This window comes from Paenibacillus sabinae T27, from assembly GCF_000612505.1.
GTDB classification, from domain to species: domain Bacteria; phylum Bacillota; class Bacilli; order Paenibacillales; family Paenibacillaceae; genus Paenibacillus_AQ; species Paenibacillus_AQ sabinae.
In genome coordinates, this window is record NZ_CP004078.1 from 399,733 (window position 1) to 411,937 (window position 12,205).

The window sequence follows — 12,205 nt, forward strand, 5'->3', positions numbered from 1 at the left end:
AATAATCATGTTAGATTTCATAGTAATTAACTAGGAATAGTCTAGATTAAAGATGGATGTAGGGGGAAAGGTCATGAGCTCATGGGTTGGTTCACGTAAAACGAAGAATATATGGAGGTTTTTTGGACTCCAGCCGGGAATCGCTTTACTCAACAGATTGTCTTTTCTGGGTAAGTTCACTCTGATCGGAATAGCCGTACTTGTGCCGGTGTTTGTATTGGCTGGGCAATCCGCGGTCGAATCCCGAAGCTCGGTTGCGGTTACGAAGGTTCAGATCGAGGGACTGAAGGCAGTGGAAATAACGGGAGGACTTTTGAGGCTGATGGAGCGGCATTCGATCGTACAGGCAGGTACTTATGCGGGGGTGCCGGATAACGGAGAGCTAAAGAACTCCGAAGCCGAGATCGACCGGTCGCTGGAGTCTCTTAAGACCCAACTGGTCGCCTTTCCAAGCGACGCTTCCCTTCAGGAGAAATGGAAGGCTTACCAGGACCAATGGAACGCAGTTAAAAAAGAAGGCCCCAATTTGAGACGCCTGGAAAGTCTCGACGTACATATGCAGCTGTTGAACCAGACGGTGGAGCTGATCGACCTTCTGGGGGTGAAGTCGGAGCTCTTGCTGGAGAGTGATCCCGAATTGTTCCTGATCAAAGAAGAGACTCTCCGCAAATTCCCTTCGTTCCTGCATCAGCTCGGATTGTTTCAGGTGGATACGCTGACCGCGGCAGCGCAGACCACCATTGATGATGTGGTCAAGAACACGATAGCCGCCGACTGGGATTCCGTGCAGAGCGGCTGGAACCGTATTTATTCGCCGACTGGCGGCGCCGCAGGCCAGGATGAGTCGCTGGGAGCGGTGAGAGCCGGGGATGCGGGGACACAGGAGAGTGTTGCGCTTGCGCTGGACAAGGTGGAATCCGGAGTGCTGCTGCCGCTTAAGGTCTCACTGAATCAGGGTGAATGGCTGGAGCTGTCGGAGAATGCGCTGAACCGTTCGTTTGCGCAGTGGAATGCACGAATCGGCTGGGTCAATGACCGATTGGAGCAGCAGGTTCAGGATCGCAACCGGCAGGTCTTCTGGACCCAACTGATCGGCGGAGCGGCCATTCTGTTCTCGCTGTATTTGTTCACGGCGCTTTACCGGTCGATTACCCGGGTAGTGACCGAGATCAAGCAGACGGCCTCCCGGATGGCCGACGGGGATCTATCCGTCCGGTTTCATGTCGATACCAAGGATGAGCTAAAGGTGATTGCCAACAGCTTTAATCATATAGCCGAGTCGTTCAAGTCCGTTCTGACCGAAATCGGCCAGTCTTCCAGCCAATTGGCGGCCTCTGCCGAGCAGTTGTCCCAAAGCGCCAAGCAAACCTCCAAAGCGTCCGGGCATATCGCGGGAATTACTGAAAAAATCGCCGACGGCGCCGGTCTTCAGGTGCTGAAGGTGGAAGAAAGCGTACATACCATTCATGAGGTGGCAGCGCAAATTCAGGAAATCTCCGAGCGCGCCATTTCGGTTGCCGAAACAACGTCCACCGCCTCCCTCAAATCGTCCAAAGGCGGGGAAGCCGTTCGGACCGTCACTGAACAGATGAAGTCCATCACCGGCTCCGTCGACAGGGTCGGGAAGGTCATTGCCCGGCTGTCATCCATATCCCAGCAAGTCGGGCAAATGAATGAGGACATTACGCAATTGTCGCAGCAGACTCATTTATTGTCGCTGAACGCCGCCATTGAAGCGGCCAGGGCGGGAGAGCACGGACGCGGCTTCTCGGTAGTCGCCGAGGAGGTCAAGAATCTGGCCGAGCAATCTTCCCGTTCCGCCGAACAGATCGCCGGTCTCATTCAGACCATTCGATCCGACATCGGCCATGCGGCAAATTCCATGCAGGAGGCAACGAAGGAGGTGGATCTGGGCATGGAGCTTGTCCATACGGCGGGCAGCTTGTTCACCGAGATCGAACATTATGTCGACGAGGTGAAGAATCAGGTTCAGGAAGTATCGGCGGCCACCCAGCAAATCTCAGCCGGTACAGGGTATGTCGTGCAGTCGATTCAAGGCATCTCCGACGTAGCGAATACCACCGCATCCGGAACCCAGGACGTCTCCGCCGCGGCCGAGCAGCAGCTCGCATCGATGGAAGAGATGTCCTCGTCCTTCCATGCTGTAACCGATATGGCAGAAGGGATGCAGGTGCTGGTAAACCGCTTCCGGGTATAGAAGCCCGTTTCCCGCCGACCTGTCCCCACCGCCCTGTGAAATAAACCTTGCAGCGCCGGCAAACGAACCCATTCTTTCGCTTTCTGCGGGAATGGGTTCGTTTTTGGGCTTTAGACGTTTGGCGGCTGTATTTTAGTTCATAGGCTCCGTTGATTGTCTCGTCCCGGTATCGGCGGCTCTTTGTACCGCGTCGATCAATGTATGGGCGGCCAGTGCCGTATGGAAATCGGGAGCCAGGCGGGAGTTGTTCTCCAGATCGCTGTAAATTTCCCTGTACAGCCCGGCCAGATTAAATGCGGGACCCGCTGGCAGACCCGAAGGCTGCAAAATATACTGTGGAGGAATGGGCAGATCGCCGAAGGCTTTGTTGCCCGGCTGCGCTCCCTTCAGCGTGAAAGAGTCGATCTGAAACATGAAGTTCTCGTTCGATTGCAGGATCAAGTCGCCTTCCGTCCCGTTTATTTCAATCGAGAAATGTCCGATGTGGGTGTTGCGGATATGGGTATTCATAATCGCTCCGCCCGCCAGTTTGCCGATGATGACCACATGATCGGGCGAGGTGGCTTGAACGACCTCTCCTGTTTCAATCGTGGGTATCCGCTCAGCCTGTGTCTCCAGAACCGCCGACACTTCTGAGAAGGGGCCAAGCAGATACGTCAGCCCATCCAGCAAGTGCCCAGCGGCTATTGTTAGATGGTTCGCTCCGTTTGTCTTGTCCAGCAAATAGACTCGGGATTGAGGGATCTGCTTTGACCGTGAAGGGAAGAGAGGCAGCGCGTAGCTGCAGTGTACGGCCCGGATTTCCCCGATGTATCCTTCGGCAATCAAGTCTTTCAGGTAGCGGACAGCCGGGTTGGCCCGGGACTGAAGTCCGGCAAAATGACGGACCCCCTTTTCTTCTGATGCATGGAGCAAATCAGCCGCCTCAGCGGACGATCGTCCGAGCGGAAACTCGCAAAGGACGGATTTTCCGACCTGCAGCGCGGTTTGTACCAGCTTCTTATGCTCGGGTACTTTAACCGCGATCGTTACCAGATCGACATCCGGATGGATGGCCAGCTCATACGGATCGGTAAAAGCATGGGGGATGCCAAAATGCTTCGCCGTTTCATCAGCGCTGTCTTGACGGGTGGTGCAAACGGCGGCCGCCTGAAATTCAGGAAGCGCGAGCAATGCCGGAAGGTGGGCAAGTGCTCCCCAGGACCCGTTCATATTCGCACCAATGACACCGACTCCCCGTTTGTTTATTTTCATAACCCCAACTCCTTGTGAATGGAATGTTTGTTAGGTTAAAATGCGGCTATAACGTTACGATAGTACAAGTACTGAGTTAATGTAAGTGGGCACTTTTTTGTTCCCAGGCGGGAGTATGACGGGAAACATAACTGGGGATAGGCTCGAAAGAGGCCTGCATCCCGGATACCGGAATAGCAGCAAGTATCCAATAACCGGGGACTTGCTGCTATTTTTTGTAAGCTGCAGTTTTTTTGAGGGAATATCGGCGGATTTCGATTCTTACGCCACTGCTTCCAGTTCATTTTCAGTTCACATTGAACGGGTAGGATGTAGGCAGGAAGAGAAACGGATAAGTGGAGGATGAAGCATGAAATTATTAGAGATCAAAGATGTAAACAAATCGTACAAGCTGGCCGGAAAGGAAAAAATAGCGGTACTCCGCGGCGTAAATCTAAGCTTTGACAGCGGCGAGTTTGTTTCCATTCTGGGAGAGTCGGGCTCGGGAAAGTCAACGCTCATGAATATTATCGGCGGCATGGATTCGGATTACGAAGGTGAAGTGATCGTACAGGGGAAATCGCTGAGATCCATGAAAGAGAAGGAAATCGATGCGTACCGGAAAAATAAAATCGGGTTTATTTTTCAGAGCTTCAACCTGATTCCCCATCTGACCGTGCTTGAAAATGTAACCATTGCGATGCAGATGATGGATAAAAGCGAGAAGGAAAGAAACCGGCGCGCGCTGGAAATTTTGGAGGAAGTGGGCTTGAAGGGGCATGTGAAGAAGCGGCCGAATCAGCTGTCGGGGGGGCAGAAGCAGCGTGTTGCCATTGCGCGGGCATTGGCGAACGATCCGGATATTATTTTGGCGGATGAACCGACAGGCGCGCTTGATCAAGAAACCAGTGAACAAATTCTGGAGCTTCTTGACTCTATCGCGCAAAAAGGCGTTCTCATCATTACAGTAACGCATTCACAAAGAGTGGCCGATTTCGGCAGCCGGATTGTAAGGGTAGAGGATGGGAGCATAAGGGAAGACCAGGCTTTAAAAGAGCGTTATCATTCGGAGAAGAAATCGGTAGATAAAAAAGGGAAGAGCTTAAGCTTTCTGGCTTCTTTTAAACTGGCGATCCGAAACATGCAATTAAAGGCCAAAAGAAATATGCTTGTCGCTTTGGGAGCTTCAATCGGTATATCCAGCGTCCTGTTGATGCTGTCGCTAGGGAATGGCGTAACCGGCTATATCAACGACCAAATTAATTCCAGCACGAATCCGCTTCTTATTGACGTAGTGAAGTCGGCAGGCGGGAACGTTAAGGCGCAGGGTGGCCCGCCCGCTGAGAGGTTGGTAGGAGATCCGTTTACCGAAGAAGATGTGGCGAAGATAAGCGGTATTAAAGATGTGAAGAGCGTAGAGAAAGCAACGACTATCAGAGAGAAATCCAACATCGTATACGGTAGTAAAAATTATGCGCTTCCGGCCTTGCAGACCGTTACGGATTCGGTTACAGAGAGCAATATCGAAGCGGGAACCCTTCCGTCCGGGAATGAGGTGCTGTTATCGACCGGTTTTGCGCAGCGCTTAACCAATGAACAATCATACGGCACCCTCGTAGGGAAATCCGTCAAATTATTTGTGAACGAAATGAACTCAAGCAATCAACCCGTTATCGTGGAACAAGAGCTTACTGTCTCGGGAATCTATAAGCAGGCGGACAGGGGGCCGGTTGGGGGAGCGGATGCTTATGTGGCTTACAGCACGCTTGAAGAAGCCTATAAGCAGCACAAGATCAGTTTAAGTCCGCTGCAGCTTAATGCTTATGCCGCAAATGTGAATGATGTGGAACATATCAAAACGGATATCGAGAACGCCGGATTTGTGACATCTCCCACCACCAAGCTTATGAAGCAGCTGACAACCTATATCAATCTGGCCTCCTGGGTGCTCGCCGCCATTGCAGGTATTTCCCTGCTGGTTTCCGGTATAATGATTCTGATCGTTCTGTATGTAAGCGTAGTGGAGCGTACCCGAGAGATTGGTATTTTACGTGCAATCGGCGCAAGGAAGAAAGATATTCAGCGCATTTTCTTTTCTGAATCGGCCCTGATTGGCCTGCTGAGCGGTGGAATTGCCATTGCGGGCGCCTTGCTGGTCAGCTTTGTGCTTAATATGATTCTTGACCGTGCATTTGGTGTGGAGCTGATTCAATTAACGCCTTCGTATATGCTCTTTGGATTAGGTATCAGCACTTTGATCAGCGTTATGGCCGGATTGCTCCCTTCATCCAAAGCTGCCAAGTTGGACCCTATGGAATCACTTCGGTACGAATAGCATTTTGGAGTCGGATGGAAACCGCAGGACTGGAGGACCCGGGAATGAACAAGATATTGGTTGTGGACGATGAGCCCCATATCCGTAAATTAATCAAGCTTTATCTGGAAAATAGCTCTTTCGATGTCATTGAGGCGGAGGACGGACAGGAAGCGCTGGATTACGTGGCGCATACCAAAGTCGATTTAATGGTTGTGGATGTCATGATGCCCCGCATTGACGGGATAGAGTTAACCGAAGCGATACGCGGATACTTGGATATCCCGATATTGATCATTTCGGCGAAAGGCGAATCCATGGATAAAGTCAGAGGGTTCACAGCGGGGACGGACGATTATTTGGTCAAGCCGTTTGATCCGGTTGAGCTGGTTCTGCGGGTGAAATCTCTTCTCAAACGGTACAACATGACCGCTACCAAGACCATTCAACTGGATGGAATCACGGTGGACCTTGAATCGTTAACGGTGACTTCGCAGGAGATGACCGTACACCTGAAAAAGAAAGAATGCGAGCTGTTATTTATGCTGGCCGGTTCACCCGGCCGTATTTTTACCCGGACACAGCTAATCGAAAGTTTGTGGGGGATGGATTACGAAGGAGATGAGCGGACGGTTGATGTCCATATCAAACGTTTACGCCAGCAAATGGAGCCATTCCCTTCCGTGCTCATAACAACGGTTAGAGGACTCGGATATCGAATGGAGCCTATGGAGCATGTTTAGAAAAAGCCTTCGGGTCCAAATTATTGCCATTTTTGTTGCCATCGTGTTTATCAGCCTGTTTATAGCGTTCACGATCAGCCGGTTATTTTCAATGAGAGAAGTGGCTGTTGATCAGCCTTTCCTGAAGATAGCGGAGGATGCTGCTTCGCTCTGGAGGATAACCGCGCCGGAGTACCGCGACCGGCTGCCGGAAATTTTATCCCATTATCATGTGCAGGCTGGGGTCGTGGAGGAACGCGGCAAGCTTCCCTTTTCGTTGAGCGCCGAGGAGGCATCCCCGCTGTTTGATAAGGGATTGAAGAAGCCTGTATTTTTGAACACGAAGGATGGGCCGATCCGTTTTATCGGTGTGCCGGATATTGATGGGGCCGGACATTCCATGATTCTTAAGGTGGACTTCAGCCGCTTTTTGGAGAGTATTCTTAAAATAGTGCTCATTGGTCTTATTAGTGTGCTGCTTGTCGGAATTTTGCTCATTTTGCTGACCTCGCGTTACTTGGTTGAACCGGTAAGCCGGTTGACGGGCGCGGCGCGGGAGATGGCCAAAGGAAATTTATCCTATCGTCTTGCACACCGAAGGAAGGACGAGATCGGAACGTTGATGGACAGCTTTAATGATATGGCGAGCGAGCTTCAGAATATCGATAAAATACGGGAAGATTTCGTCATGAACGTATCCCATGAAATCCAAAGTCCCCTGACCTCGATCCGGGGGTTTACCCGGGCGATGAGAGACGGAGTCATTCCGGCGGAACAGCAAAAAGAGCATCTTGATATTATTTATGAGGAGACGCTCCGTCTTTCCAGATTAAGCGAGAATCTGCTCCGGCTGGCTTCACTGGATTCGGAGCATCATCCCTTTCATCCTGTAACCTACCGGTTGGACGAGCAGCTCCGCAGAGTGATTCTGGTATCCGAACCGTTATGGACAGAGAAGAACCTGGACGTGGAGCTGAATCTGCATATTTGCAGCGTCACAGCGGACCGGGATTTACTTGAACAGGTGTGGCAAAATCTGATTGCGAATGCAATACGATACTCCGATACGAACAGCCTGATTGAAGTGTCGATGGATAAATCGGATCAGGCCGTCGACATTCATATTAAAAATACAGGCAAAGGAATTCCGGAACGGGACCTTTCGTCTATATTTGAAAGATTTTATAGAGTGGATAAAGCGAGAACGCGTTCAACGGGCGGAAATGGATTGGGATTGTCCATTGTGAAGAAAATTATCGAGCTTCATCATTATAAAATAGCGGTCAAAAGTGAAGAAGGGAAGGAAACCTGTTTTACGGTTTCGATCCCTTTATAGAGCTTCGTTCGGATTTCCGATACAACGGTCAAAAAGCTGCCAACCCCTCCATTTACAGGGTATTGGCAGCTTTTGTTTTCTAACAGGTTACAGATCGTCAAATCCGTTGTCGTCGCCCACCTTGCCGTAGTTGCGGGATTTGGCTTCGAAGAAGTCGGTCTTCGTCGCGTTCAGCGCTTCGTCGGAGAAAGGCTTGATCCACGGCATGCAGTTCACATCCACGTCCTCGTACGCTTTGTCCAGTCCCATCAGGGTGAGGCGTTTGTTGGCGATATATTTAATGTAGTCGCTCAGTTCGCGAAGGTCGATGCCGCGTACCTCTTGCAGCGTATAATGCGCCCAGTTCGTCTCAAGCTCAACGGCCCGGTCGATGGTCCGGTACACATAGTCCATATTTTCCTTGGTGTTCAGCTCCGGGAAGTCCTCAAGCAGTTGCTTGAACACTTCGGCGAAGAAGTAGCAGTGCTGGTTCTCGTCCCGCTGGATGTAGGAGATCATCTGGCTGGTCGCCATCATTTTCTGGTCTCGGGCCAGGTTGTAGAAGAAGGCGAATGTGCTGTAGAAGAAAATCCCCTCCAGAATCAGGTCCGCCACCAGCGCCTGGAAAAAGCTCTGCCGCGACGGGTTATCGCGGAACTCCTGGTAAATCTCCGAAATGAACTGATTGCGTTCCAGCAGAACGGGATCATGCTTCCAGTATTCGAAGATCTCCTTCTGCTCCCGCTCGGAAACGATCGAGGAGAGGACGTAGGAATAGGACTGGTTATGCACGACCTCCTGCTGCCCGATAATCGCCGAAATGGCCTCTAAGGAAGAGTCGGTAAAATAACGCTTCACGTCGCCGACGAACATCGTCTGCATCGAATCGAGCACAGCGAGCAGGGAGATGTTGATTTTGAACACGCGCTGCTCTTCGGCGTCCAGCAGCGGGAACTGCTGGGCGTCCTTGGACATCGGAATTTCGTCGGCGATCCAGTGGTTCAGCAGCAGCACCTTGTACAGCTTGTACATGTGCGGCATGCGGATGTCGTTCCAGTTCAGAATGCCGGAGCATTCGCCTTCGATAATGCGGGTGGATTGGTTTGGGGCTTCGGTGTTGAATATTTTTTGCAGCTGCATGGCTGGTCACTCCTCTGTTATCTTGAGCAAAATGATCGGATATCAGGTGATGGCCGCAACTTCCGGTGAATGTTTGAGCTTCCGATCGCTGTTGTCTCCAGATTTTTCGATTATTCCGCTCTATGCGGATAAAATCCGGAGACAAAGGCGAACGCTAACGCTTCTCCAGCTCCAAACTTCCCCTTCGTTGCTTCACACCCGTATCTTTGGCAAGCAAATCAATGACAAACGAAGCAGCGAATTAGCTTGCGCAGGACTCGCACTCCTCGATCGTCAGCGCACGGCTGCGCACGTAATAGGTCGATTTGAGACCGCCCTTCCAGGCGTTCAGGTGCAGGTCCAGGAACTCGGTCGCCTTGATGTCCGGGCGAACGTACAGGTTGAAGCTTTGGCCCTGGTCCACATGGCGCTGGCGGGCCGAAGCCATGCGGATCGACCAGTTCTGGTCGATCAGGAACGCCGTCTTGTAGTACCAGATCGTCTTCTCGGACAGATCCGGGGCCGGGTTGGCGATTTTGTAGGTCGTCTTCTCCTCGTAGGAGAGCAGATCGTACAGCGGGTCGATGCTGGCCGTCGAGCCGGCGATGATCGACGTCGAGCCGTTCGGCGCGATCGCGAACATCCAGGCGTTGCGGACGCCGTCCCGCGCGACCTCTTCCTTCAGAGCGCGCCACTGCTCGGCCGTGACGAATTTGCCTTCGCGTTCGCCGCTGGTGTAGCCGCGCAGTTCAAAGTAAGCGCCCGTCTCCCAGTCGGAGCCGGCGAACTTCGGATAGCGGCCCTTCTCGCGGGCCAGCTCCATGCTGGAGCGGACGAGCAGGTAGTTAATATGCTCGTACAGATGATCGTTATATTCTACGGCTTCTTCGGATTCCCAGCGGATGCCTTCCAGCGCGAGCAAGTGATGCAGGCCGAAGGTACCGAGGCCAACGGCGCGATACTGGCTGTTCGTATACTGCGCCTGGAGCACTTCGATATTGTTAATGTCGATGACGTTGTCCAGCATGCGAACCTGAATCGGAATAAGGCGTTCCAGTACCCCGGCCGGAACCGCGCGGGCAAGATGGATCGAGTTCAGATTGCAGACGACAAAGTCGCCGGGGATTTTGGAGATGACGATCCGCGTCTGGCCGTCCTTCGTCACCAGTTCCTCGTGCTCAACCACAGTCGGAGATTGATTCTGCATAATTTCCGTGCAGAGGTTGGAGGAGAACACCATGCCCTTGTGACGGTTCGGATTGGCCCGGTTGACCGTATCGCGGTAGAACATGTACGGCGTCCCGGTCTCAAGCTGCGATTTCATGATCCGCTTCATAATGTCGATAGCCGGAACGGTGATGCGGGTCAGCTCCGGGTGGGCGGACGCTTCGGCGTATTTCTCGCGGAAGGAGCCTTGCCCGAATTCTTCGTCATAGAAGTCTTCAAGGCCAAGGGCGCGGCCGTTCGCATCCTTCCATCCCATCACCTTCTTCACCTCATGCGGGCAGAACAGATTCCACTGTCCCCGCGCTTCCACGGCTTCCATGAACAGGTCGGGCAGGCAGACGCCGTGGAAGACGTCATGGGCGCGCATGCGCTCGTCGCCGTTGTTCAGCTTGAGATCCAGGAACGCGAGGATATCCTTGTGGAACACGTCGAGATAGACAGCGATCGCGCCCTTGCGGGTGCCGAGCTGGTCGACGCTGACAGCGGTGTTGTTCAGCTGGCGAATCCAGGGGATGACGCCGGAGCTTGTATTCTTGTGGCCGCGGATGTCGGAGCCGCGGGCGCGCACTTTGCCAAGGTAGACGCCGATACCGCCGCCCATTTTGCTGAGACGGGCCACGTCCGTATTGGAGTCGAAGATGCCCTCCAGCGAGTCGTCGACGGTGTCGATGAAGCAGCTGGACAGCTGGCCCGCGACTTTTTTGCCCGCGTTGGACATCGTTGGGGTGGCGGCGGTCATATAGATGTTGCTCATCGCCCAGTAGGCTTCCTTCGCCAGCTCCAGACGCTTCTCCGCAGGCTCCTGATGCATCAGGTACATGGCGATGATCATGTAGCGCTCCTGTGGCAGCTCCATGACGCGCCCGTCGAAATCGCGGGCCAGATAGCGGTCGGACAGCGTGAGCAGCCCGATGTAGTCGAACAGCAGGTCGCGTGACGCGTCGATGCAGGCTCCCAGCTCTTCAATCTGCTCTTTCGTGTAGGCGGTCAGCAGTTCCTCGCGGTACACACCTTTTTTGACGAGGCCTTCAATCAGCGGATACAGCGCGCCGTACGGCTCGTCCGGGTACGCTTTGTAGCGGCGGTTGACCGCCGCTTTTTTATAGAGGGAGGTCAGTAGGGAGCGGGCGGCGGCGAATTTCCAGTCCGGTTCTTCCTTGGTCACCAGCTCCAGGGCGCTCATTGTAAAAGCACTGCTGATCTCCTCGCCGCTAACCTCATCGCGCCGCAGCTTGGCATTCACGCCGCGCAGCAGCGTTTCTTTATTCAGATTGTCCAGTCCACTAAGAATACGGTCGGCATAAACGGAAAGACGCATTTCATCAAAGGCAAGCTGACGGTTGTCGGGTTTCACTACGAGTTGGGGCATTCGGATCGCTTCCTTTCACTGCATAAAATTTTTATGGGATGAAGATTAAAGGGCATGAATAAATAAGGGACATAAGTAAGTATGAATGCGGCCTTACTATGGATAACCGCAGTGTGTATATATAATTTTCAATATCAAAAATTGATATATTTAAGCGCATAGTTAGGCCCGGTCCGGACCTATAAACCGGAATTTCTCCCGTTTATAAGCCCTTGAACGAGCATTGCACTAAGTTTAACGGGAAATCCTCCCTCATAATTTGCCGTTTGAGCCCAAATGGGGAGAAAACGGACAAATAAGCTGGAGAATTTCCGTCTTAATAACTCAAAGATACTTATATGATAAAAATAAACGGGAGAAATTCCCGCATATCCGCTATAGAAGGGTCGAAGCAAGAAGTAGGGTCCAAGCAGCATTCTCGGGTTTAATTGACGGCACTATCAGTTCAGCTAAGAAGATTGGTAGGTCGCCTCATTCGCAAACTGGCCCCAACGCAGGCCCTTGCCATCAAGAGCTTCCGGTCTATACAGGGCTCCGGCCCGTTTAGCCCCTTGGCCCATTTGCCTGTCCCGGTTCAACTTCCGCTGCCAACCCGCCGCGAGTTCTCGCATCGCATGGCCGCTCCCGAGGGCCGGCTTACAGCCTTGCGGGCTAACACCAACCCGCCGGGAGTTTTCGGCTCGCCACG

The 12,205-nt window shown here is 52.7% G+C and carries 8 protein-coding genes; 4 read left to right on the forward strand and 4 right to left on the reverse strand.

From position 1 onward, the window contains the following. Positions 1–73 precede the first annotated feature (73 nt). Positions 74–2,218 (forward strand): methyl-accepting chemotaxis protein, encoded by a 2,145-nt coding sequence (locus PSAB_RS24390; protein WP_025332897.1) that lies wholly within the window; start codon positions 74–76, stop codon positions 2,216–2,218. Between the two features lie 132 nt (positions 2,219–2,350). Here the strand turns inward: PSAB_RS24390 and PSAB_RS01895 are convergent, their stop codons facing one another. Further along, complete coding sequence (locus tag PSAB_RS01895; protein ID WP_025332898.1) at positions 2,351–3,472, reverse strand: Gfo/Idh/MocA family protein; 1,122 nt, start codon at positions 3,470–3,472, stop codon at positions 2,351–2,353. 349 nt (positions 3,473–3,821) lie between these two features. Here PSAB_RS01895 and PSAB_RS01900 point away from each other — a divergent pair, with 349 nt between their 5' ends. Genes PSAB_RS01900 through PSAB_RS01910 form a run of 3 tightly spaced genes read left to right on the forward strand, consistent with a single transcriptional unit; the run spans position 3,822 to position 7,823 of the window. Beyond that, entirely contained in the window at positions 3,822–5,786 is a 1,965-nt protein-coding gene (locus PSAB_RS01900; protein ID WP_025332899.1) for an ABC transporter ATP-binding protein/permease, read from the forward strand. 44 nt (positions 5,787–5,830) lie between these two features. Further along, positions 5,831–6,508, forward strand: a complete 678-nt coding sequence (locus PSAB_RS01905) for a response regulator transcription factor (protein ID WP_025332900.1) — start codon at positions 5,831–5,833, stop codon at positions 6,506–6,508. Beyond that, complete coding sequence (locus PSAB_RS01910) at positions 6,501–7,823, forward strand: sensor histidine kinase (protein WP_025332901.1); 1,323 nt, start codon at positions 6,501–6,503, stop codon at positions 7,821–7,823. Before PSAB_RS01905 ends, PSAB_RS01910 begins: the two co-directional genes overlap by 8 nt. 87 nt (positions 7,824–7,910) lie before the next feature. On the opposite strand, the gene PSAB_RS01915 is transcribed toward PSAB_RS01910, so the two are convergent. From PSAB_RS01915 to PSAB_RS25655, 3 genes are all read right to left on the reverse strand, one after another. Further along, positions 7,911–8,942: a ribonucleotide-diphosphate reductase subunit beta gene (locus tag PSAB_RS01915; protein WP_025332902.1), complete on the reverse strand. Its 1,032-nt coding sequence runs from the start codon at positions 8,940–8,942 to the stop codon at positions 7,911–7,913. Between the two features lie 241 nt (positions 8,943–9,183). Next, the gene (locus PSAB_RS01920; protein ID WP_025332903.1) at positions 9,184–11,517 is read right to left on the reverse strand and encodes a ribonucleoside-diphosphate reductase subunit alpha; all 2,334 of its coding nucleotides are present in this window, start codon (positions 11,515–11,517) and stop codon (positions 9,184–9,186) included. A 449-nt stretch (positions 11,518–11,966) separates the two neighbouring features. Continuing rightward, the gene (locus PSAB_RS25655) at positions 11,967–12,128 is read right to left on the reverse strand and encodes a hypothetical protein (protein ID WP_158442547.1); all 162 of its coding nucleotides are present in this window, start codon (positions 12,126–12,128) and stop codon (positions 11,967–11,969) included. Positions 12,129–12,205 lie beyond the last annotated feature (77 nt).